We start from the raw sequence: 23867 nt of genomic DNA, 5'->3' as shown, positions 1-23867 counted from the left end.
TTTGAAATTTTTAAATAAAAGTGAAAATTTCATTACGCGGCAGGCGCGACTTCGGTAGCGCGGCATTAAAATCTTTTTCGCTGCGAAAACCTAACGAAACCAGCACCACACTGGTTAACCCTTTCTCACGTAAACCGAGCGACTGATCCAGCGCGCGTTGATCAAAACCTTCCATCGGTGTGGCATCAATGCCGAGCATCGCGCTGCCCAGTAGTAGCCCGCCTAACGCCAGGTAAACCTGCTTTTCCATCCACTGCGGTATATCGCGCAGCTCGTAGCGATGCATATCAACATAGGCGCGGCGGCTCTTGTCCTGCCCTTCTCTGGCGCCTTCGGCGATAAAGCGGCCATCTTTTTGTTCTTGTTCGAGCACTTTTTCCAGATGTTGTTCGTCAAGATCGCTGCGCATGCACAGCGCAATCACATGCGAAGCATTAAGAATTTTGGGTTCGTTATAAGAAAATGCGGCGGTCGCGGCTTTCGCCATCGCTGCGCGGCCTTCTGGCGTAGAGGCGACAACAAAGTGCCACGGCTGTGAATTCACCGAAGAAGGACTATTTTGCAAAACGTTCAACAACGTTTCGATTTTATCCTGCTCCACCGTCTGGCCCGGCTCGAACGCTTTTACGGTGTGGCGGGCAATCACGGCATCATCAAGTGTCATCATGTTTCTCCAGATTGAAATGTGCAGGGCGCAGTTGCCCCATGCTGTTTGCTGAGAATAAACGCAAAGCCAGGCGAGATAAATCGTTGTAAAACGTCAGCAGTTTCACTCATGCAGTGAAAATGGATTTGCCTTGCGAGAATTTTCTGGCAAAAAAGAACGGTCAATTCGTCAACGGAGCCACCATGATTCGCCTGGAAGATGTCACGCTGTTTGTGCGCTCGGCAGCGCTGGGTAGTTTTTCAAACGCAGCGCGGGAGGCCGGTCTGCTGCCAGGCCAGGTCAGCGCGGCGGTCCACCGGCTGGAGCGCGATCTCGATAAGCGCCTGTTTGTTCGCTCAACACGCAGTTTGCGCCTGACGGCAGAAGGCGAGAAATACCTGCCGTTTGCCCACGAGATGCTGGAAGTGGTCAATGCCGGAGCGGAAAGTCTGCACAGTGATGATAACGAGTTAACCGGCGAGCTGCGCGTGGCGATGCCATCGGATATTGGCCGCAACGTTTTGCTGCCGCTGCTTACCCATTTTTGCCAGCAACATCCCAGGGTTTCGTTGCGCCTCTCCCTGTCCGATCAAATCAGCGATGTGTTTCGCGATCCGGTCGATGTCGCCATTCGTTATGGTGTGCTGGAGAACAGCAGCTACGTAGCACTACCGCTGGCAGAGATGAACCGCCGGGTACTGGCCGCTTCGCCGGATTACCTGGCAAAACATGGTCGCCCGCAAACGCTGGATGAGGTGGTTAACCACTACTGCCTGCCGTTTGTAATGAATGGCCAGGTTTACGATAAATGGAGTTTCCCGGAAAACGGTATGCGTCGCCAGCTCATCGTCAAAAGCCGTATGCAGTGTGACGATGCGGACGTTGCCCGGCGCTGGGCGATTGAAGGGCTGGGTATCGTCTATAAATCCTGGATTGATATCAGCGCGGATGTACAGGCCGGTCGCCTGGAGGTGCTGTTGCCGCAGCATACCGGCGAGGCCGCGCCGCTTAACTTAATCTGCCCTCACCGCAAACAATTCTCGGTAGCAATTCGCCAGTTACATAGCCTGTTGCGCGAACACCTTCGTCCTATTGTTGCGGCGCTACCCGCAGGCTAAATCGCACGGATGTCCAATAATTAGACGCCGTGGCGCGCGAGTATAGTCCGGTTGCGTAGAAGAATGCGCTGGCATCAACAGGGGTAACGACAAATGATATTACGTTCATTAGGCACCACGGGGTTGCAAATCCCGCCACTGGTCTTCGGCGGCAATGTATTTGGCTGGACCATTGATGAAAAACAGAGCTTCAGCTTACTTGATGCCCTGCTGGAAAGAGGCCTCACGGCGATAGATACCGCTGATGTTTATTCAGCGTGGGTTGCGGGTAATAAAGGCGGCGAGTCAGAAACGATTATCGGTAAATGGCTGGCCAGCCGCCCTGGTTCACGCGAAAAAATCACCCTTTTTACTAAGGTGGGCGCAGATTTGGGTGAGCCGGGTAAAAAAGGGCTTTCCGCTCGCTGGATTGAAAAAGCGGTGGAAGACTCTCTGCGTCGCCTGCAAACGGACGTTATCGATCTCTATTTCTCACACTGGCCGGATAGCGAAACACCCTACGAGGAGACGCTCGGCGCTTATGACAAGTTGCTAAAAGCCGGGAAGATCCGTGCTATTGGCGCGTCCAATCTTAATGCAGAGCAGTTAGCGCAGTCGCTGAAAGCGGCAGATGATCATGGGCTACCGCGCTACCAGGTGTTGCAACCAGAGTACAACCTCTACGACCGTGAAAGCTTTGAAGGTGAGCTACAGGCGCTAACGCAGCGAGAAAATATTGGCGTGGTGACGTATTACAGCCTCGCTTCCGGGTTTTTGTCGGGTAAATATCGCCGCGAAAAAGATCTGGGGCAGAGCCAGCGTGGTGAAGGGATTGCGAAATACCTTAACCCTCGCGGTTTTGCGATTGTCGATGCGCTGGAAACGGTGGCGGCGAACCATAATGTGAAGCCTGCCGAAGTGGCGCTTGCATGGCTGATTAGCCGCCCGGGCGTGACGGCGCCTATTGCCAGCGCCACCAAACTCTCGCATATCGACGGCTTTGTTAGTGCAATCTCGCTAAACCTTTCTGCAGATGAAATCGCCTTATTGACGCAAGCGGGCGCGTAACTTTATCGGGCGCGGGCCGTTAAGCCTGGCCGCGCTCGCCTCTTCTGGCCTAACTAAATAGTGCGCCAGCTTCGGTTTTCCCTACTTATCGGTCTATGTCAGCAAAAACACCGCAACCTTGCCTGCAACATGCAACAAAACGGCGTACTGACATGCCCTGTCAGAGCGATCGTTTATCTTTTGTTGACCAGGTTCGGCTGATTGTTCAAATCAGGCATTGTGAGCTGAAATTTTATTTTAGTTTTCATGTTTGCTGCCGTTAACCCCTATAACAAAAACAAGGTTTTACCTGTAAATCAGGGCCGTGGCGCGATGGTCAGGCCGTACTCGTTTAACGTCTTCTGAGACTTTGTATTCCGGAACAGGGAACAATGAAGGAAAGCCACGACAGAAAACACGACCTGTTGATTGAGCGGCTCTGTGAAATTTTTGCCGCGCTTTACCAGGGAAAGATAATAGATAAGACGTGGCTATGCGATAAGTTCGGGATTACCGAGCGTACCGCCTACCGTGATCTCGCGCGCCTGGGGCATATCCTCGATCAAGTTTCTCCCGGGCGTTATAAACTTAGCAGTCATCTCCTTCCATCGTTACACGTTGGACAACTGGCGGAGTTCGCCGACTTTACCGGTGTATCGCATCTCTTTCCGCGCAGCGATGGTCAGTCGTTGCGCAACAGTATGAAAAATCGCGGTAACATTGCGTTCAGTTCACCCAGTAGTCGGGAAAATCGATCCATTGAAGAGCTGATTAACCAACTGAATCGCGCGATTTCGGCCCACTACGAAATAGAGTACCGCTATAAAGATAAGTCACGCCACGCGCAGCCTTACCGGCTTATTAATCAGCACGGATTATGGTACCTGGCAGCCGTGGAAAAGGGGCGTTTAAAGGCGTTTGAACTGGCACGTATCGAAAAATTTAATCTCATCAATAAGCGATTCACTCCTCATCCGGAAGTGATAGACGAGTTAAAAAATAGCGTGGGTATTCGCTTTGGCGCGCGAATGGAAGCGCTGTTACAGGTTTCTGCCCATGCCGCAGAGTATGTCACGCGCCGGGCGCTATTTCCCTCACAACGTATTATTGAACAACACGACGACGGTAGCCTGACCCTCTCCACGGCTATCAGCGACCCTCACACCTTATTCCGCTGGTTACGCTACTGGTTGCCGGATATAGGCATCGTCTCGCCCACTTCACTGCGTGAGCAATTTGAACAAGATTTACAGCGACGCTATACCCGCGCTTTCGCAGATTAGTGGTAAGCAGTAATAGCATTCTGTGAAGCAGACAACGTACGGCTGTGGCCGTTGCCGTATGATGTCGGGTTTGATTCCCCGACTAGCAAAGCGTTAACAAGGAGCACAATAATGGAGTTTACAGGGCTTAGCGCATTCCCTCTGACACCGTTGGTAGATGAAAAGCTTGATGAAGCCGCTTATATCCGCCTGATAGAAAGGCTGCGTACAGCCGGCGTGGATTCCATTGGCGCATTAGGTTCGACGGGCTGCTACGCCTATTTTAACCGCACTGAGCGGGCGACAGCGCTGCGGCTGGCCACGGAGTATTCTGGCGCGGTACCGGTGATAGCCGGCATTGGCGCTGTTCGTACTCGCGACGTGCTCGGATTAGCGGAGGATGCGCAAAAAGCCGGTGTGAGCGCCGTGCTGTTGGCGCCGGTCTCTTATCAACCGTTATCGGAAGAAGAAGTCTTCACATTATTCGAAACGGTAACGCGCGAGCTTTCAGTCCCTTTGTGCGTTTATGATAATCCGGCCACAACGCACTTCACCTTTAGCGATACATTGCTTGCACGCATCGCGCAATTACCTCATGTCGCCTCTATTAAAATTCCGCCGCCGCCAGCCGGGAGCGCCCGACAGCGTGTTGAGACACTGCGTGCACAAATACCGTCATCTGTCACGTTGGGGGTCAGTGGCGATGCCAGTGCTGCCGAGGGGTTAAACGCGGGGTGCGATATTTGGTATTCGGTAACGGCTGGGTTATTCCCGGAGGTTGCCCTGCCTGTTGTGCGTGCGGCGCTCGCAGGAGATGCGGCCCAGGCCGACGCGCAATCAACAGCGTTGAAACCGTTATGGACGCTGTTTTACCGCTATGGTGGCAGTTTACGTGTTATCGCAACGATTGCTGGGCTGTTGGGTGTAACCGCTCCGGCCTGCTTGCCGGCTCCACTCAGTACATTACATGGCGATGCTCGCCGCGACGTTGCTGATGTGATTGCGCAACTTGGGCTTAACCTTTAATTGTGAACTGTGAAAATATCTGAATTATTCCATTTAATGGAATAATGGCGGGAATAAGAAGTTTGCTGAGCGTTATTTGATAGAAGATTGCAACATAGCGCTCTAGTTTGGTTAGCGCTAAAAATTATAGCAGTTTCGTTCAGCCAAACTATAAAAGAGAATTATGATGCCAATAGCAAATGTAAAATCTCATTCACCGCCAGTTACCATTGAAAAGCATTTTGAAAACGCAACGGTAAAGTCTGTTCAGAGCCAGCGAGTCAGTACCTCAACGCTGAAAAATCTTATTCAAAGCATAAAGAACACTTCTGATCAATTATCTCTCAAAGGCTATGAAGAAATTTATTATCAGGCTTACTTCCTGAATAAAACCCTGGAAAATCAGGAATCTAAGCGTTGTGACATTAAGCAATACCACATCGATCATGCGCTGGATTTAGCCGCTGGCAAGCTATCGCTTGAAGCCAGAAAAGAGATTAGAAATCAATACTATGGCCGCGATGACATTCTCTACCCTGGCGAGATTATTACGGATAAAAAAGTAAAACGTTTCCGTGATATCAAAGAGCTGGTCGGCCAGGTTAATGAGATTGAAAAGAAGATTAACCGGTTTAATATTCACCAGCGTAATTTACGTGATAGTGTAGGCGCTATCAGGGAAAATTTTTTGCGCTATAAAGAGTTGGGTAACGAGTTAAAAGGAGTCATTACCAAAATTAATAGCGCATATAAAGATATCGACAGCTCCTCTTATCAGCATCATAAAGGGAAGTTGACGACCCTGGATCGTCTGTCTAACACTGCAATGGAATTACATTATACATTAAAGAAAATGGCAAGCTAATTTAATTTCAGCCAATCAATATTATTTAATAACGATTGTCATAAAGCATTTTATTATTTTAAGAACTCTCCTTAGGAAATCTTTTGACAGGAGAGTTTTATTTTGTTGTCGCTGTTTTGTCCATAAAAGTGCGCGAAGTGTGCATATCTTCAGGCTAAATTTTCGCTGGCTATTAGCACTTTTCCTTCTGGCATACAGCCGGATAAATCGGGAAAAACCAGGCGAAATTACGGAAAATGCACGCGGAAATAGGGCGATTTTTTGTTGCATAATTGTTGTGACTATAAGAATTCCTGCATTAAAAGCTGTATCTATGCCCCGGACAGTTAATCTGAGTGCCTGTTTTGTTCCGCGATTAATTATTTTAACTATTTGATTTATAAGATTTATAGAAAATGTGCTTTATCATCCGCATGAAAAATCCTAAATAAATTCTGATAAACTTGCCTTTTGAAATGCCGCTGACTAATTTTTTATTACTTATTGGCGAGTAAAATCTTTGGCCGATAAAGCGTACCGAGTTAATTCAATTACTTGTTGCGTGATGTGATTTTCCTCATTTTCTGTAGATAAATTTGATGACTGTTGAAGGTTTTTTCTGGTGAAATAGTACTTGTTCCTGTTTTTTAAGGATGTTAACTTGCCAGAAAGTAAAAAATAATCATAAAGTTAGGTAGCCGTGTGCAGCTCTGTCAGGTTTTATATTTTGCAAAATAAACCGCAATAGTTCCTGTATTGACGGTTAATGTTTGCCATCTCTGTTTTTAGGCTACCTGAACAAAAAGAAATTGAACCATTCTTTGGCCAGGGCCATGGGCGGTAGCGTGTCACCTACTCAGCAAAACGAATTAAACATCTCGTCGCTGGTGGTGTTGGCGGATGGGCATCCTTTTCCATATCCGGAAGATTACGGTTGAGAAGGATGTCCGTATTGTGCTTATAAGATGGTACTGGAACCAGCCATCCCAGCTAGCAGCCTTTACGCTATTCGAAATTTATTGATAAGCCTGGACATAAACTTTATCTGGAGGTTGGATATGTATATCATCTCTCAGGATAGCTATTTCGTATTGGGAATGGATAAGCTGCTTAAATCCATTAACCCATACGCTACGCACACACTAATAGCGTTCGACCGTGGTGATGGCAAAATTGTTTTTTTCAGCGTGGAGGCTTTGCTATTTATTCTGGCTGATAAAAAAACAAGTTTTCTTTCTTTTATTTGTACCCGATTTATTAAAATTGATAAATGCTCATCAATGCAGTTTATTGAGCATGAAATAAAAAATGTTCTCAAATTTTTAAAGGGCAGAGAAAAGTCGCATCGTATTAGCGAAATTCATCTGAGTACTGTTGAATATAATATTATATTACAGGTACTGGATTGTCAGTCTAATGACAGTATTTCTCAGTCGCTGAGTCTTGATAAGAAAGTTGTGAGCAACTATAAAAATTCTATTTTGCGCAAATTAGGTTTAAACAACCTGGCTGAGCTAATTTTGATATATAACAACTGGAATGAGTGTTTCTGTTCCTCGGATGGCTCGGTACTTTCTGATATTATGATTATTCCTGAGATTGAAACGAATGAGCTGAAGATGGTGAAAACCGTGGGCTAATAAAGTCCGTCTGTTTTACCGGTCGCTCTGAGTATTATTGATATGTTATTTTTTCGCTAAGGAAGGCCAGAGAAAGGTTAGAGAATCGAATCGTGGGAGTTGGGTTGCAAAGACGTTCACCGCTTTGGTTGACGATGTGAAGAAGCGCTCAGGCAGGGTGCTGAGAAGCGTTTTGTCAAAGAGCGCGTACGTCAAAGGTGGAGTGGCCGGAAGCCGTGGATAACCACCGTCGCAGCGACACTTTTCCAGGTTTTGTATTCTGTTCAGGGTGTTATGTTTACGAGACTACAGACAGCAATATTTCATGTATCGAGACGTGTTGCCAGGTTACGAGCGTTAATATAAGTGATACCCCGGCCAGTGCAATTTTGGCAGGTATCGATAAAGATTGTCTGAATACGTTTAGAAATAAGTTCTTAGCGCAAAACAGATCTTTTAAACGCCGGTTTTTACCGGCGTTTTTGTATTTATAAACAAAAAGCCAGGCACGTTATTGTGCTGGTTGCTTTTTACCACAAAAGCTTTAAAAAATAATCCTCTCAACTCAGCCGTTCACCTTAATAGTCTCGTGTATTTCAGCTACCGGCTTATCAATCATAAAGTTTCTGCTGCTTTTTTTGCCGCGAAGTGAGCGCTGTTTTTGCTAACATAACTGGTTAACCTGTTGCTACGTATAAAACAATGATCAGGGTAGCCCGTAAAAACGTATGAATGTCTCTGCCGATAAAAATTACGCGATGAGCTACGCGATTTTTCGCTTATATAAAATATCATGCATGCTCATTTGCTTATTCGTTGTGCAATTCAGTCGCGTCAATTAACAGCATGGCGGGATTGTTCGGGAAAAAAAACGCGCTGAAAATAAGAGCAGATTTAGCTCCGATGACGGGCCTGCCAGCGGAGAAAAACGCGCTTACAGGAATTCACTGCTGAATCCTGTAAGCTTAAAAGTGCTGAAATACGCGGTGACTGAGGAGATAAACCACACATTAAAAAGGGGCATTGCGCCCCTTTTGTTATGCCAGCGCTTCAGCTATTTGTTGCGGAGTGGCGTGAAACTGGCGCTTGAAGTAAATCAGCCCCTGGCCCTCCTCTGTCAGCACGATATCTTTAATCTCCAGCAGGTAGACATGGTGCGTACCGACCGTTTGCACTTGCTGGATTTCCCCTTCCAGGCTCACCAGCGCGCGCTGCAAAATAGGCTGCTGCAAAGCGCCGTCTCGCCAGCCTTCCAGCGTAAAGCGCTGCTCCATCGTTAGCTCGGTCATTCCCGCGAAGTGGCGCGCCATCTCTTCTTGCTGATCGTTTAGCACGTTCACGCACATACGACCATTCTGGGCGAACACCGGGTTCATGGCGCTTCGGCTATTTATGCACACCAACACAGTCGGCGGCGTGTCTGTTACTGAGCAGACCGCGGTCGCGGTAATACCGCATCGCCCCGCTTTGCCCTGCGTGGTGACGATATTTACCGCCGCCGGTAAACTGGCCATTGCGTCACGAAAACGCAGGCGGTGTTGTTCTGGATCGTACATGGCGGCCCCCCTTATTTCAGTATGCGGTCGAGTTGGTTGATGTCTGCATTGTTATGCAGGCGCGAAACGTTCCAGCCGTGGCGGTCGTAATCCGCCAGGCAGCGATCCACCATCTCCATCATGTTTTTCATATTGCCCGAACCCTGCGCGTGGCGCAGACACTGCAAGCGCACCTCGTCCTGGCTTCCGGCATAGTTGATTTCATACAATTCATGGCGTCCGCCAAACTCGCTGCCGATGGCATCCCACATCAGTTTCAGGATCTTGATGCGCTGTTCATGATCCATGCCGTTGGAGCCACGAACGTATTGCGCCAGGTAGCGATCGATCTCAGGATTATTCAGATCGCGCACGCTGGACGGTAAATAGATAAGCCCGCTGGTGACATTGCTTTCAATAATGTTTTTGATTTTGCTGTACGCCATCGGCGCCATCACGCGGTAGGTCTGCATCGCCTGCATATCCGGCAGCCAGGCGCCGTTTTTCCACGGCTGCGCTTCAGCGGCCATCGCATCGCTAAGCGACCAGAACAAATTACGCCATGCCACCACTTCGCCGAGTGCGGCCTGCACGCCACGGAACTCCACAACCCCCGTGCACTCCAGGCTTTTTTGCAACAGCGCAGTGATAAAGTCGAGTTTCACCGCCAGACGCACACACGCTTGCATCGGGTAGATACGCGCAAAACCTGCTTCTACGCTCCAGCGGCGGCAGCGATCGAAATCGCGGTAGATCAGCACGTTTTCCCACGGAATTAACACCTTATCCATCACCAGAATGGCGTCGTTTTCATCAAAACGGCTGGATAACGGGTAGTCGTACGGCGAGCCAAGCGCTCCGGCGGCCAGTTCATAAGAGGCGCGTGAAATCAGTTTCACGCCGTCGGCATCCATTGGCGCAACAAACATCACGGCAAAACTGGGATCGTCACCCATCACCTGTGCCGAGCCAAAGCCGATAAAGTTATAGTGCGTTAGCGCGGAGTTGGTGGCGACCACTTTCGCGCCGCTGACGATGATCCCCGCGTCGGTCTCTTTTTCCACCTGAATATAAACATCTTTCACTTCATCAGCCGGTTTATGGCGGTCGATGGGCGGGTTAACAATCGCGTGGTTAAAATAGAGCCCGGACTCCTGAATGCGTTTGTACCAGTTGCGCGCATTGTCGGCATAGTCGCCGTAAAACTCCGGGTTTGCGCCCAGCGAGCAGCCAAAAGCGGCTTTATAGTCCGGCGTGCGGCCCATCCAGCCGTAGGTCAGGCGTGACCAGTCGGCAATGGCGTCGCGCTGCTGGCGAATTTCCTCTGCCGAGCGGGCAAAACGGAAAGTGCGGTGCGTGTAACCACCGTTGCCGGTATCAGTCTGCCAGCACAGCTTGTCGTGGCTTTCCGGCGCGTGCAGCGCATCATAGATTTGGGCGACGGAACCTGCCGCATTACGAAACGCCGGGTGCGTGGTGACGTCTTTCACGCGCTCGCCATAGATATAAATTTCGCGGCCATCCTGCAGGCTCTTTAAATATTCGTCGCCAGTAAAAGGGCGTTTCGTGTCGGTGCGATGGTCTTCAGGTTTCATCTGTTCTACCTCATAAAGGATAACGACGCCTGTAGGGTGACGTCTGTTTGTTATTTATATGTTTAATTGGTGTTAATTGATTTAAGTACTCAAAGCGCATTACGGTAAGAGACGTTTCAGGCGATTTCCGGTACTTTTCATTTGGGCGCGGCAAAGTGCGAGCGAGATCAAGCCGGGGAAAAAGAGGGCGGTACACACCCTCTCGTCAGGGGAGGGTTAGCGGCTGCGAAACTGGCTTGGCGAGCATCCCGCCATCCGGTGAAAAAAGCGGGCAAAATAAGCCGGGTCTTTATAACCCAGCGTGTAGGATATCTGGTTGACGCTGTCGGTACTAAACAGTAGCTGCCGCTTGGCTTCGCGCAGCACGCGTTCAAAGATCAAGCGCTTAGGTGATTGGTTAGCAAAGCGGCGGCACAGCGCGGTAAGCCGCGACTCGCTGATGCCTAACTCGCGGGCATAATCCGGCACCGCCAGATGCTGGCGAAAATGGCTGTCTACCATACGGTTGAAGCGCTGAAATTGCCGCATTTCCCCCCGCACATTCCCCGCAGAAATACCTTCCGGCGGTACTTCTCGTAAAATTTGCGTGAAAATAGCCTGCGCCAGCGCATTGAGCACCAGCTCTCTGCCCGCAGCCTGGCGGGTGAATTCTGCCGCCACCAGCGGCCAGTAGTGATTGAGCGCACGTAGCGTTTCGGGCGACGTCCCCAGCGACAAGCAGACGCCGTTGCGGTTAATCGCTTCCGCTTGCCCCGGCCATAGTTTCTCAATCAGCGGCCAGATAAGCTCCTGGCGCACGGTTAACACATGGCCGTCGGCATCCGGCTCGGTAATAAAAGCATGGGGCACCGAGGGCGGCGTCAGCACAAACAGCGGGGCTTTCACGTTATAGAAGTGATCGTCCAGTTGCAGGGTAATTTTACCCGTGGCCAAAAAATGCAGCTGGAAATAGCGGTCGTGCCAGTGCGGGCGCATGTCGCGCCCGAAAAAGCTCGCCAGCCGGGCGAAGGTTTCGTAATGCACCTCTTCGTCGGCATAGCGCGTATCATATTCTTTACTGATATCAATATTCTCGTACCCGCCCTCCATTGCGCCTCCTTTATTGCGCCTGCGAAGGTCGCGCGATCGCCGGTTCTGCGGCGTGGGATTTGCGGCCATTCATCGGAATACGCGTCAGCACCAGCGCACCGATAACCAGTAACCCGGCGACGAACCATAACCCGGCGTTAAAGCTGCCGGTCATATCCCGCAAAATACCAATCATTAACGGGCTGACCGCTGAACCGATGTTACCCACGGCATTGATAACCGCCAGCGCCACAACGCGCGCCGTATAGCTGATAACCTGATCCGGCGTCGTCCAGAAGATAGCCATCGCGGTAAAGGCACCAGCTGACGCCATCACAATTCCGAGCAGTTGCACCATTGGGTGGGCAGTGGCCGAGGCCAGCAGCCAGCCCGCCGCCGCGAAAAGGTAGGGCAGCAAAGTGTGCAGCTTGCGCTCTTTGCGGCGATCGGAGCGGCGGCTCCAGAGGATCATTGCAACAATGGTCACCAGTTGCGGAATGGCGGCAAGAATACCGATAACAATATTGCTGCTGCCCTCGTTAAAGCTTTTGAGTATTTGCGGCGTCCAGATATTGATAGCGCTCAGGGTGTTGGTGAGGCAGAAATAGGCAAGCGTATACAGCAACACTATCGGCGTCAGCACTTCCCGCCACACAGATTTGCCCACCGCAGGCGCGCTGTGTACCGCCCGCTCACGTTCCAGCATACCGTTCAGCAGGCGTTTTTCTTCATCGTCCAGCCAGCGCGCCTGTTGGGGTTTATCATCAAGGAAAAACCAGGTCGCCACGCCCAGCACCACGGACGGAAGCCCTTCAAGCAGGAACAACCACTGCCAGCCTTTCAGGTTCCACACGCCGTCCAGCTCCAGAATATAGCCCGAGAGCAACGAGCCGAACATCATGGTCACCGGCATCGCAATCATAAACAGCGCATTAGCCCTCGCGCGATAGTAAGCCGGAAACCACCAGGTGAGATAGACCAGAATGCCCGGCAGAAAACCCGCCTCGGCAATGCCGACCAGCATTCGCAACACGTAGAGCGATTTGGCATCGGTGGCGAACATCGTGCAGGTGGAGGCGATACCCCAAAGCACCATGATCCCGGCAATCCAGCGTCGCGCGCCGACAATGCCGAGCATGATGTTGCTGGGAATACCACACAACACATAGGTCACATAAAACAGCGTCGCGGCGAGGCCAAACATGGTGGAGGTCAGGCCAATATCCTCGCCCATTGTCAGCCCGGCGAAGCCGATATTAATACGATCGAGAAACGAGAAAACAAACAGCACAAACAGGAAAGCAATGAGGCGTCGGAACAGCTTTTTCACCACTCTCTGCTCGGTTGCAGAGTGATGATTCTCCTGCGATAAAGGCGTGGTTGCGGCCATGATGTTCTTCTCTCAGAATTAATAGACTCCAGGCTCTGTGCCGGGTGCGCACAGCGGTAGTTGCGTAAAGCGTGACGCCAGCGCTTCGGCGCTACGGGCCAGCAGAGTGGTATCCACACCCACGGCCACAAACAGCGCGCCCAGCTCCAGATAGTGCTGCGCCAGTTTTTCGTTCGCCATCAGAATGCCCGGCGCTTTGCCCGCCGCACGGATGGTGGCGATAGCGTTGGTGATGACGCTCTGCACTTCCGGGTGCGAAGGATTTCCGGCAAAGCCCATGTCGGCGCTCAGATCCGCAGGCCCGATAAACACACCATCGACCCCTTCTGTTGCCAGTATCGCGTCGAGGTTTTCCACGCCCTGGCGCGTTTCAATTTGTACCAGCACGCAAACATGATCGTTCGCCCGTTGCAGGTAATTCGCTTCCCGGTTCCAGCGTGACGCCCGCGCCAGCGCGCTGCCCACGCCGCGAATACCGTGCGGTGGGTAACGGCACGCGCGCACAGCCAGCGCGGCATCGTCGGCGCTTTGCACCATCGGGATCAGCAACGTTTGTGCACCGGTATCCAGCAATTGTTTAATGATGACCGGGTCGTTCCACGGCGGGCGCACCACCGGGTGGCTGGGATAGGGCGCGATGGCCTGTAATTGCGTGAGCACGGAGCGCACATCATTCGGCGCATGTTCGCCATCAATCAGCAGCCAGTGAAACCCGGCTCCGGCCAGCACTTCTGCGCTGTAGCTGTTTGCCAGCCCCAGCCATAAGCCAATCTGCGGCTGTTTATTGGCTAAGGCCTGTTTAAAGGTGTTATCTAACATATTGCCTCCTCAAACAAAACGGCAGCTAATTGCGCCCATCACACCGTAATCGACGTGGAACGTGTCGCCTTTTCGCGCCGGAACCGGGCGAGTGAAGGAACCGCCGAGGATTATCTGCCCGGCCTGGAGTTGCACATCATGTGCGGCCAGTTTGTTGGCAAGCCACGCTACGCCGTTTGCCGGATGATTCAGTACCGCCGCCGCCACGCCGGACTCTTCAATCACGCCATTGCGATACATCAGCGCAGAAACCCAGCGCAGGTCGAGCGCGTCTGGTTTGACCGGTCGCCCGCCGAGTACCACGCCTGCGTTGGCGGCGTTATCAGAAATGGTGTCGAACACTTTGCGCGGGCGCTGGGTTTCGGGGTCGATACCGTGGCAACGCGCATCGATGATTTCCAGCGCCGGGATGACGTAATCCGTGGCGTTATACACATCGAACAGGGTGCAATTCGGGCCGCTCAGCGGTTTTGCCAGCACAAACGCCAGCTCGACTTCCACACGCGGAACGATAAACCGGTCGACAGGAATATCGCTGCCTTCGGCAAAGAACATGTCATCGAGCAGCGCGCCGTAATCCGGCTCGTCGATTTGTGAACTGGCCTGCATCGCTTTCGAGGTGAGGCCAATTTTGTGCCCTTTCAGGCTTCGGCCTTCGGCAATCTTCGCCGCTACCCATTCGCGCTGGATAGCGTAAGCATCATCAATAGTGATTTCCGGGTAGCGCAGCGAGAGCTGGCGCGTCTGTTCACGATTTTGCTCGGCCTGGTGCAACTCGCGGGCGAGCGCTTGAAGGGTCTGGCTATTGAGCATCGGAAGCTCCTTCTGATGGCGTGCGAAACAGGGCATGGACGTTGTTCTGCTTGAAATTGAGCACCGGGTGCAGCTCTTCCACCACCAGCGAGAGCGCCAGATAGCGCTCGGCCATCAGGCTGGCGAAGTGTTCTTTTATCATTTCAAACAGAGAGGCGATGACCGGCTGTAACTCGTCGAGCGCGCGGCCATGACCAATCTTCAGTGTCATATGGACAAAGGCATAATCGTGCTGACCATCGGCCATTTGAAAGGTATCTATCCAGTGCGCCCGGCTGCGAATGCCGCCCAGCGGGAAGATGCCACTGTCGGCGAGCAGGCGGTTCACCTTCGCGAAAAGCGCGGGCAGCTGAGCCTGTTCGCGAATGTTTTGCGTACATTCTGTAATAAAATGCGGCATGGAAAACTCCAGAGTCTTCGCGCTGACTGTGACGCCAGCGCGTCAGGATTACAGGGTGTTACCGAGTTTGAAGCCTTGCTCAGTGTCGCCTTTGCGCGTGTAAGAGAAGCCGTCTGCGCCCACGGTGACCGCCATTTCGCTCGGATCGCTGCGTTCAATCACCGGCTGCGGCGTACCGTCGAGTTTGAGCACCAGCGAACCTTCGCTGTACCAGCTCGGCACTACCGGGCTGCCCCACCAGTCGCGGCGCTGGTTGTCATGCACATCCCAGCTCACTACCGGGTTATCCGGGTCGCCGGTGTAGTAGTCCTGGGTGTAGATTTCGATGCGATGGCCGTCCGGGTCGCGCAGATAGAGGTAGAACGCATTAGAAACACCGTGACGCCCAGGGCCGCGTTCGATCAGGTCTGATTTACGCAGCGCGCCGAGCTTGTCGCAAATCGCCAGAATGTTGTGTTTTTCATGGGTGGCGAAAGCGATATGGTGCATGCGCGGGCCAGCGCCGCCGGTCATTGCTGTGTCGTGCACGGTCTGTTTACGGCGCATCCACGCAGCGTAAACCACGCCATTTTCGTCACGAATATCTTCCGTGACGCGAAAGCCAAGTCCCTGGATGTATTCCACCGCGCGCGGTACGTCCGGGGTGATTTGGTTGAAGTGATCCATGCGTACCAGCGCGCCCGGCGTGTAGAGGTCATAGCGCCAGGCGAGGCGTTCAACATGCTGCACGTCATAGAAGAACTCGTACGGGAAGCCGAGCGGGTCTTCCACACGCACCGAATCACCAATCCCTTTCACAAAACCGTTCACGCGGCGCTCGGTTTTACAGCCCAGCGCCTCGAAATACGCCTGCGCGCGATCCACATCTTCCGGCGTACGCACGCGAAAGGCGAACGCGGCAACGGCGGCGATCGGCCCCTGGCGCAGCACCACGTTATGGTGGATAAACTCTTCCAGCGAGCGCAGGTAGAGGGTGTTTTCATCTTCTGCGGTCACGAACAGGCCGAGGATATCGACATAAAATTCACGCGCCGCTTTCAGGTCGGTGACCTGGATTTCCATATATGCACAGCGCACGACATCCGGCGCGGGCAGGGAGGTTGTCAGGGTATTTTTCGTCATTGTTATCTTCTCTGTAGGGTCAAAACTGGCGGTTTTTCACACGCCCCATTTCGGGATCGGATGATCACCAAACGAGATGCAGACGTTTTTCATTTCGGCAAACACGTCGAAGCTGTACTCGCCGCCTTCGCGGCCGGTGCCGGACGCTTTTACGCCGCCAAAGGGCTGGCGCAGGTCACGGACGTTTTGCGTGTTGACGAACACCATCCCGGCTTCGATATTGCGGGCCAGGCGCAGGACTTTGCTGACGTCCTGCGTCCAGATATAGGAGGCGAGACCGTACTCCACATCGTTGGCGAGGCGCAGACCTTCGGCTTCATCGCGAAACGGCAGCAGGCAGGCGACAGGGCCGAAAATCTCCTCTTGCGCCACGCGCATGCTGTTATTCACATCAGCCAGCACCGTCGGTCGCAGGAAGTGGCCGTGGCTCAGGCCTTCAGGTTTATCCGGCCCACCGGCCACCAGCGTCGCGCCCTCTTCCACACCGAGGCGAATATAGCCGGAGACTTTTTCCCTGTGCTGCTGGCTGATTAATGCGCCGACCTGGGTTTGCGGATTGGTCGGATCGCCAACGCGCAGGCGATTTGCTCGCTCGGCAAAACGCTTCACAAATTCCGGGTAGATACTTTGCTGGATAAAAATGCGCGAACCGGCGGTGCAACGCTCGCCATTAAGAGAGAAGATGGTAAACAGCGCGGCATCCAGCGCACGCTCGATATCGGCGTCTTCAAAAACCAGCACCGGTGATTTCCCGCCCAGCTCCATCGAATACTTTTTCAGCCCGGCGTTTTGCATGATTCTGCGCCCGGTCACCGTGCCGCCGGTAAAGGAGACGGCACGCACATCGTTGTGACGCACCAGCGCATCGCCCGCCGTGGCGCCGTAGCCCTGCACCACATTCAGCACGCCTGGCGGAATACCGGCTTCCAGCGCCAGCTCGCCCAGGCGATCGGCGCTCAGCGGCGACAGTTCGGACATTTTCAGCACCGCCGTGTTACCCAGCGCCAGGCACGGCGCGGTTTTCCAGGTCGCGGTCATAAACGGCACGTTCCACGGCGAAACTAACGCGCAGACGCCAACGGGCTGCACCAGCGTGTAGTTGAGCATCTTGTCATCGACCGGATAGGTGCGGCCGTTCATCTGCTGGCAGATTTCGGCGAAGAACTCAAAGTTGTGCGAAGCGCGTGGGATCAGCACATTTTTGGTCTGATGAATCGGCAGCCCGGTATCGGCGGTCTCCATTTCGGCAATGGTCGGAACGTTTTGATCGATAAGCTCGCCGAGACGGCGCATCAAACGCGCGCGCTCTTTCATCGGCGTGTTAGCCCAGCCTGGAAACGCCTGCTTTGCCGCTTCTACGGCCTGGTGGATCTCTTTCTCTCCGCCGGAAGCGACCTCGGCCAGTACCTCTCCGGTTGCCGGGTTGGTGGTGGTGAAGTACGCCTGGCTGGCGACGTTTTTCCCGTTGATCCAGTGGTTAATTTTTTTCATTTCAGGCTCTCCTCAAACTGTTCTTCACTCACGATGCGGTTGACCAGGCGGCCAACGCCTTCGATCTCCACCACCACCTCGTCGCCTGGTTTGACGTCTGCCAGCCCTTTTGGCGTGCCGGTTGCGATCATGTCGCCCGGTTGCAGCGTCATAAATTCGCTCAGATAAGCAATAAGGAAAGGCACATCGAACACCATGTCGCGCGTGTTGCCGGACTGGCGTAACTCGCCATTGATCCAGGTGTTGAGTTGCAGGTTTTGCGCATCAGGAACGGTGTTGCGGGGAACGACGGTTTCGAGCAATGGCGTCAGGGTGTCGCGGTTTTTTACCCGCAGGTTCGGGCGGTAGTAATTTTCCAGGTAATCACGCACCGCGTAGTCGTTACAGACGGTGTAACCCTGCACATAATCCAGCGCGTCTTCACGGCTGACATTGCGCGCAGTCTTGCCGATAACCACCACCAGTTCGGCTTCGTAATGCATATAGTCAACGTTATCCGGGCGGACGCTGACGCTATTGTTGCCGGTGATGCTATTGGCAGCTTTGATAAATACCAGCGGCTCATCGGGCGCTTTAAACGCCAGCTCTGCTGCGTGATCGGCATAGTTCAGACCGAGGGCGAACAGCGTGGGGTGGCCGTCCGGTTGTGTCTGGATAGCTTCTTGCTGCGTGCAGCGGTTTTGCAGGGAAGGCAGGCCCGCCGCTTTAATCACCACCTCGTCGCCCGGCGCAAGAGCCACGCGCTGTTGCGGCGTGCCGAGCAGGATCACATCTCCGGCTTGTAGCGTGGCGAACTCACTGAGCGCTGCAATTAATTCATGCGCGCCACGGTGCAGATCGGCGGTTGACCAGCGCTGTTTCTCCACGCCATTCACCTCGGTTATCACCTCTACGTTGCTATTGGCAAGCGCAGCAACTTCACCGATGGGGCAGAAACCATCGCGGCACTTTGCTTTGATGGCCGGGCGGTAAAAACTCTCTTCTTCAAGGCTGATATCGTTCGCCAGCGCGTAACCCTGGATGTACTGCGCGGCATCGGCAGCAGCCACTTTGCGCGCGCGTTTTCCGATAACGACCGCCAGCGTTCCGCCGCTGAATGTGGGCAATGCAGGCAGGCAGATGCTGTCGCCGCTGCGGCGGTACGTATTGCGCGGTTTGATAAACCAGACCGGTGTTTTTGGCGGCGTTTGGTAAGGAGACTGATGGAAGCGCGCATCCCATGCCTGCGTTTGCGACGGGTGGTTGAGTGCGACGGCAAAAACGGATCGTTTCATGGTGTTTCCTTGTGCCATATCAGATATGAATGCTCATTCATTAATATGTTAATGAAATATTATTAGCGCGTTTTTACCATAGCGGTCAACAGAACTTTACGTTTACTTAACAGGGTGTTTTGGCAAAGGATATATGTTTTAAATCCTAAAAACAGAAGGTTATCGTTTTATCATGTCTCATTTTGTTAAGTTTTTGTTATTTTAATTGTGATGAGCGTCACTTTATTAATCTATTAATATTTGTGCTTTTATGGCGGGTGTTATTATGGCGATGTTGGCGTCGGTGGCGTCAGGAAATATACTGCGGTATTCAGACGGTTAATCCACTTAAAGCGGTACTGATATGTATGACTCCCTGACGATTGCGTTACTCCAGGCACGCGAAACAGCAATGGGCTTTTTTCGCCCGATCCTGAACCGTTATGGCCTGACCGAACAGCAATGGCGCATTATCCGCATCCTTGCCGAGCATCGCTCGCTGGATTTTCACGCGCTGGCGCAGCAGGCGTGCATACTGCGCCCCAGCCTGACGGGGATTTTGACGCGCCTTGAGCGCGACGGGCTGGTGTTTCGCCTGAAACCCTTAAACGATCAGCGCAAGCTTTTTGCCTCGCTGACGCCAAAAGGGGTGGAGATGTATCAACAGGCCTGCACAGAAGTTGATGCGGGGTATCAGCAAATTGAGCAGCAATTTGGCATACAAAAATTGCATCAGCTCAAGCAGTTGCTGGTGGAGTTCAATACGCTGAGCGCCACAGATGACGCGCCAGAGGAAAAAGATTTAACCGGTTAACCAGCCTCAGACAGGGACGCTCTGAGCGAAACCCACGCCCGGAGCCGCTATGAATTCGCTGTTTTCATCGCTCAATATTAGCCAGCTCAGAACGCTTTCCATCATTCTTAAGTATCGCAACCTGACCCATGCGGCGACCGTGCTTGGCAAAAGCCAGTCTGTGTTGAGCAAACAGCTGGCTCAGTTTCGCGAAGCGCTGGACGATCCTTTGCTGGTGCGCCAGGGAAAACAGTTTTTGCTAACCGATCGCGCCATAACCCTTGCCGAACCGCTGAATAAAATTCTGCTCGACCTGGATAACCTCAGCCAGGCGCCGGTGTTTGATCCCGGACTTTGCCAGCGGCGGTTTTGTCTTGCGGCGTCGGATTACGTTGCCGAACATATCCTGCCGGATTTAATTGAAGATCTTGCCCTGGTCGCGCCGAATGTTTGCATTGATTATGTGACCTGGCAACCCAACCGCTACGACTGGCTGGCGAGCGGCAAAGTCGACCTTGCCACCACGCTCGTTGAAGATGCCTCGGCTGAGTTTCATGGCCGCGTCATTGGCGACGATATCCCGGTGTGCTGCCTGCACCGGGAACACCCTTTAGTGGAGTGCGACAAAATCTCTCTCGACGATTACCTGCGCTGGGGACATGTGAAAATCAGCGGCGGCGGCGATAAAGATAAGTTTATTGATGACTTGCTTAAGCAGAAAAATACCCACCGCACCGTGCGCTTGTCGGTACCGTTCTTTTCTGTAGCGCTCGATGTTGTTGCCCGCACGCAGAATTTACTGACTATCCCGAAATATTTGCTGGAAAGAAGCACCAACCAGCGGCCCATTACCTGGCGTCCGCTTGCATTTACAAGTTACAGTTTCCGCTACTGGGTGTTATGGCACCGACGCACGCACGGCTCACCGGAACAGCAGTGGTTCCGGCAATTTGTTTACCAGCATTGCCAGTCTTCTCAGGCACTTAACCCTCGTCGTAGTTAATCAGCAAAGTATGCTGTTTCGGCATGGCGACTATTCATATTCTGCCATGTTCAGCTTACCCGCCAGCTGCTAACGTTATTTAACAGTTTTGCAACAGATTATTCGACTGTCTGTTAAATAACCCTTTCGCAAACTGAATAACGATAAACCTCATACTCCCCTACACGCCGGGTGGATATTAAGCAGCCATCTGCCTGGCAAAGCGACGAAGGAATTTTTATGAAAAACCGTGATCGCGAAACCCACCTGATGACGGGTGGTGATGCCATTGTTGAATCCCTGAAAGCGCAGCAAGTTGATACCGTCTTTGCGCTGCCCGGCATCCAGATTTATGGATTAATGGATTCGCTGGCCCGTAACAGCGACGCGATTCGCACTGTCGGTGCGCGTCATGAGCAGGCCAGCGCCTATATGGCCTATGGCTATGCCCGCTCGACGGGTAAGCCGGGCGTTTGCGCCGTGGTGCCAGGGCCTGGCATCCTCAACGCCAGCGCAGCGTTACTCACCGCGCAGGGCTGTAATACCCCCGTGCTGGCGCTGACCGGCGATGTCGAGTCTGGTTACAAAGACCGGGGGCGCGGCCAGTTGCATGAATTACCCCGCCAGCTGGATATGCTAAAGAGCCTGGGGAAATGGGCGGAACATATTGAGCAGCCGTGTGATGCGCCGTGGCTGGTGGCCCGCGCGTTTCAGGAGATGCAGTCCGGCAGGCCAGGCGTTACGGCGCTGCAGGGCGGCTGGGATTATTTTACCAAGTCTGCGCATGTTGCGCCGGTTGACCCTTTGCCGCTTCAGCCCAAACCTCCGGTAGACAGCGATGCCATCGAGCGTGCTGCTCGCTTATTAAAAGCGGCGAAAGCGCCAATGATTTTCGTCGGCGGCGGTGCGCTGAACGCAGCCGCAGAAGTCCGTGAACTGGCTGAAACCACCGGCGCGCCGGTAGTGAGTTTCCGCAGCGGGCGCGGCGTTATGCCAGACGATCATCCATTAGGTTTCAACGTAGCGTCGGGCGCGCGCGTCTGGCCGCAAACCGATGTGGCCATCGTTATTGGTTCGCGTTTCGAACTGCTGGATATCGGCTGGAATTACCGACCGCAAGGGTTGCAGCTGATCCGTATTGATATTGATGCGACAGAAGTTCGCCGCCTGGCGGTGGACGTCAATATTATCGCGGATGCCGCTGACGGCGCGCTGGCGCTGGCGCAGGCGGTTGCAGCAAAAGGCGCACCGGCTCGCCGCGACGGGCAACTGGCGGATGTGAAAGCCTCTGCCGCTGCCGCCGTCGGGCAGATCCAGCCGCAGATTTCTTATCTACAGGTTATTCGTGATGTGCTGCCGCGCGACGGTATTTTCGTCGATGAGGTCTCTCAGGTTGGGTTCACCGCGACCTTTGGCCTGCCGGTTTACCACCCGCGCACGTTTATATCTTCAGGGCATCAGGGCACGCTCGGCTATGGCTTTCCGACTGCGCTGGGCGTCAAAGTTGCCAATCCGCACAAAGCGGTTATCTCTATCGCTGGCGATGGCGGTTTTATGTTTGCCGCGCAGGAGCTGGCGACGGCGGTGCAATACGGCATCAATCTGGTCACCGTGGTCTTTAATAACCAGGCATTCGGTAACGTCTGGCGCGATCAGCAAGAGCGCTTTGATGGCCGTGTCATCGGTTCCGAGCTGGTAAACCCTGACTTTGTGAAGTTTGCCGAATCCTTTGGCGTACAGGGTCATAGCGTGAAAACGCCAAAAGAGTTCCGCCTGGTGCTGGAAAAAGCCTTTGCGGCAGATAAGCCAGTACTGATTGAAGTTGTTATCCCGCGCGGCGGCGATGCCAGCCCGTGGACGTTCCTGCGCCCGACGTTTCCAGAGGTATAACCATGCTTTTTGAACATTTGCAGCCTTACCCCGGCGATCCGATCCTCTCATTGATGGATAAATTCACCAGCGATCCGCGTGAAGAAAAGGTGAATCTGAGCGTGGGTTTTTATTATGACGAGAACGGCAAGATACCGGTGCTGGACTCGGTGCGGGAAGCCAAAAGACGCGCGGATGCGCGTTTTACCCAAACCAATGGTTACCTGCCGATGGATGGCGCAAGCGACTATTGCCGCGCGGTGCAGCAGCATTTATTTGGCATGCAAAATAACCCGGAAACAATTGCCACCATCCAGACCATCGGCGGTTCCGGCGCGTTGCGCATCGCCGCTGATTTTTTATACAGCGCCGACTACGGTGGTGAAGTCTGGATTAGCGATCCGAGCTGGGACAATCATCAGGCCATTTTCGCGCGCGCAGGCTTTACGGTTAAACGCTACCCCTGGTTAAACGCCAGCGCGGATGACATCGACTTTCCCGCACTGTTGCAAGCTTTGCAGGGGGCCGCCGCGCACAGCGTGGTGGTGGTGCACGCGTGCTGCCATAATCCGACGGGCTTTGATTTACAGGAAAATCAGTGGGATGCGCTTTTTGAACTCTGCCGTGAGCGCCAGCTGATCCCGCTGCTTGATGCCGCGTATCTGGGGATGGGGAACGGGTTCGCGCAGGATGTCAGGGCCGTGCGTAAACTGGTTGCCCGCGGCACCACCGGGCTGGTGACGAACTCCTTTTCAAAAGTTTTTTCTCTTTATGGTGAGCGGGTTGGTTCGCTGTCGGTAGTTTGCGCAAACCGTACCATTGCCGACAATGTGCGCGGGCAACTTAAAGCGACTGTTCGCGCGAACTACTCCAGCCCACCGCGCTTTGGTGCGGTGCTGGTAAGCGAAATCCTTAATGATGAACCGCTGCGCCAGGTCTGGCAGGAAGAGGTCGAGCTGATGCGTGAGCGAATTGTCAGCATGCGCCAGGGGCTACATACCCGGTTAAGCGAACTGGCTCCACAGCATTCGCACGATTATTTGTTACGCCAAAAAGGGATGTTCAGTTTTACAGGGCTGTCGCCGGAGCAGGTACGGATGCTGCGCGAAGAGTACGGTGTTTATATTATCGGTAACGGGCGGTTGTGCGTGTCGGGGTTAAATCAACACAACCTGGATATTGTTGCCCGCCGTATTGCCGCGGTTTTGTAAGCGTAC

At 53.2% G+C, this 23867-nt stretch carries 21 protein-coding genes; 10 read left to right on the top strand and 11 right to left on the bottom strand.

The features are described from left to right. Positions 1-10: 10 nt before the first annotated feature. Entirely contained in the window at positions 11-667 is a 657-nt protein-coding gene (gene nfsB / locus ACTU3N_RS12400; RefSeq protein WP_443086436.1) for an oxygen-insensitive NAD(P)H nitroreductase, read from the bottom strand. Positions 668-849: 182 nt separating this feature from the next. Here nfsB and ACTU3N_RS12395 point away from each other — a divergent pair, with 182 nt between their 5' ends. The 6 genes from ACTU3N_RS12395 to ACTU3N_RS12370 all read left to right on the top strand — a co-directional run bounded on the left by ACTU3N_RS12395 (position 850) and on the right by ACTU3N_RS12370 (position 7541). After that, positions 850-1764, top strand: a complete 915-nt coding sequence (locus tag ACTU3N_RS12395; protein ID WP_443086435.1) for a LysR family transcriptional regulator — start codon at positions 850-852, stop codon at positions 1762-1764. A 93-nt stretch (positions 1765-1857) separates the two neighbouring features. Further along, positions 1858-2811 carry an aldo/keto reductase gene (locus ACTU3N_RS12390; protein ID WP_443086434.1) on the top strand — a complete coding sequence of 318 codons (954 nt, stop codon included), beginning with the start codon at positions 1858-1860 and terminating at the stop codon, positions 2809-2811. Between the two features lie 371 nt (positions 2812-3182). Continuing rightward, complete coding sequence (locus ACTU3N_RS12385; RefSeq protein ID WP_443086433.1) at positions 3183-4073, top strand: helix-turn-helix transcriptional regulator; 891 nt, start codon at positions 3183-3185, stop codon at positions 4071-4073. A gap of 111 nt (positions 4074-4184) precedes the next feature. Further along, positions 4185-5078, top strand: a complete 894-nt coding sequence (locus tag ACTU3N_RS12380; RefSeq protein WP_443086432.1) for a dihydrodipicolinate synthase family protein — start codon at positions 4185-4187, stop codon at positions 5076-5078. Between the two features lie 163 nt (positions 5079-5241). Next, entirely contained in the window at positions 5242-5922 is a 681-nt protein-coding gene (locus ACTU3N_RS12375; RefSeq protein WP_443086431.1) for a hypothetical protein, read from the top strand. Between the two features lie 1037 nt (positions 5923-6959). Further along, on the top strand, positions 6960-7541 hold the full coding sequence (locus tag ACTU3N_RS12370) for a LuxR C-terminal-related transcriptional regulator (RefSeq protein WP_443086430.1): 582 nt from the start codon (positions 6960-6962) through the stop codon (positions 7539-7541). Between the two features lie 1016 nt (positions 7542-8557). On the opposite strand, the gene hpaC is transcribed toward ACTU3N_RS12370, so the two are convergent. The 10 genes from hpaC to ACTU3N_RS12320 form a co-directional block, all read right to left on the bottom strand. Then, a complete protein-coding gene (gene hpaC, locus ACTU3N_RS12365; protein ID WP_443086429.1) occupies positions 8558-9076 on the bottom strand; it encodes a 4-hydroxyphenylacetate 3-monooxygenase, reductase component in 519 nt (172 codons plus the stop codon). Between the two features lie 11 nt (positions 9077-9087). Beyond that, complete coding sequence (gene hpaB, locus ACTU3N_RS12360) at positions 9088-10650, bottom strand: 4-hydroxyphenylacetate 3-monooxygenase, oxygenase component (RefSeq protein ID WP_443086428.1); 1563 nt, start codon at positions 10648-10650, stop codon at positions 9088-9090. Positions 10651-10866: 216 nt separating this feature from the next. After that, entirely contained in the window at positions 10867-11739 is an 873-nt protein-coding gene (hpaA, locus tag ACTU3N_RS12355; protein ID WP_443086427.1) for a 4-hydroxyphenylacetate catabolism regulatory protein HpaA, read from the bottom strand. 10 nt (positions 11740-11749) lie between these two features. Further along, the gene (gene hpaX / locus ACTU3N_RS12350) at positions 11750-13108 is read right to left on the bottom strand and encodes a 4-hydroxyphenylacetate permease (protein ID WP_443086426.1); all 1359 of its coding nucleotides are present in this window, start codon (positions 13106-13108) and stop codon (positions 11750-11752) included. An 18-nt stretch (positions 13109-13126) separates the two neighbouring features. Beyond that, complete coding sequence (gene hpaI / locus ACTU3N_RS12345; RefSeq protein ID WP_443086425.1) at positions 13127-13927, bottom strand: 4-hydroxy-2-oxoheptanedioate aldolase; 801 nt, start codon at positions 13925-13927, stop codon at positions 13127-13129. Positions 13928-13936: 9 nt separating this feature from the next. After that, positions 13937-14740 (bottom strand): 2-oxo-hept-4-ene-1,7-dioate hydratase, encoded by an 804-nt coding sequence (hpaH, locus tag ACTU3N_RS12340; RefSeq protein ID WP_443086424.1) that lies wholly within the window; start codon positions 14738-14740, stop codon positions 13937-13939. Continuing rightward, positions 14730-15140 carry a 5-carboxymethyl-2-hydroxymuconate Delta-isomerase gene (locus tag ACTU3N_RS12335; protein WP_443086423.1) on the bottom strand — a complete coding sequence of 137 codons (411 nt, stop codon included), beginning with the start codon at positions 15138-15140 and terminating at the stop codon, positions 14730-14732. Before ACTU3N_RS12335 ends, hpaH begins: the two co-directional genes overlap by 11 nt. 48 nt (positions 15141-15188) lie before the next feature. Continuing rightward, a complete protein-coding gene (gene hpaD, locus ACTU3N_RS12330) occupies positions 15189-16262 on the bottom strand; it encodes a 3,4-dihydroxyphenylacetate 2,3-dioxygenase (protein ID WP_443086422.1) in 1074 nt (357 codons plus the stop codon). A 36-nt stretch (positions 16263-16298) separates the two neighbouring features. Beyond that, a complete protein-coding gene (gene hpaE / locus ACTU3N_RS12325) occupies positions 16299-17753 on the bottom strand; it encodes a 5-carboxymethyl-2-hydroxymuconate semialdehyde dehydrogenase (RefSeq protein WP_443086421.1) in 1455 nt (484 codons plus the stop codon). Further along, positions 17750-19027, bottom strand: coding sequence for a fumarylacetoacetate hydrolase family protein (locus tag ACTU3N_RS12320; protein WP_443086420.1), 1278 nt, complete (start codon positions 19025-19027; stop codon positions 17750-17752). Before ACTU3N_RS12320 ends, hpaE begins: the two co-directional genes overlap by 4 nt. A gap of 343 nt (positions 19028-19370) precedes the next feature. Here ACTU3N_RS12320 and hpaR point away from each other — a divergent pair, with 343 nt between their 5' ends. The 4 genes from hpaR (at position 19371) to ACTU3N_RS12300 (ending at position 23861) form a co-directional block, all read left to right on the top strand. Next, complete coding sequence (gene hpaR / locus ACTU3N_RS12315; RefSeq protein WP_443086419.1) at positions 19371-19820, top strand: homoprotocatechuate degradation operon regulator HpaR; 450 nt, start codon at positions 19371-19373, stop codon at positions 19818-19820. 49 nt (positions 19821-19869) lie between these two features. Then, a complete protein-coding gene (locus tag ACTU3N_RS12310) occupies positions 19870-20802 on the top strand; it encodes a LysR family transcriptional regulator (RefSeq protein WP_443086418.1) in 933 nt (310 codons plus the stop codon). A 219-nt stretch (positions 20803-21021) separates the two neighbouring features. Further along, entirely contained in the window at positions 21022-22671 is a 1650-nt protein-coding gene (locus ACTU3N_RS12305; RefSeq protein WP_443086417.1) for a thiamine pyrophosphate-dependent enzyme, read from the top strand. 2 nt (positions 22672-22673) lie between these two features. Then, positions 22674-23861 (top strand): amino acid aminotransferase, encoded by a 1188-nt coding sequence (locus tag ACTU3N_RS12300; protein ID WP_443086416.1) that lies wholly within the window; start codon positions 22674-22676, stop codon positions 23859-23861. The last annotated feature ends 6 nt before the right edge of the window (positions 23862-23867 follow it).

Origin of the sequence: Vagococcus sp. WN89Y (assembly GCF_052220145.1) — a bacterium.
Taxonomy (GTDB): domain Bacteria; phylum Pseudomonadota; class Gammaproteobacteria; order Enterobacterales; family Enterobacteriaceae; genus Kosakonia.
This window is presented reverse-complemented; position numbering and strand designations above follow the sequence as displayed.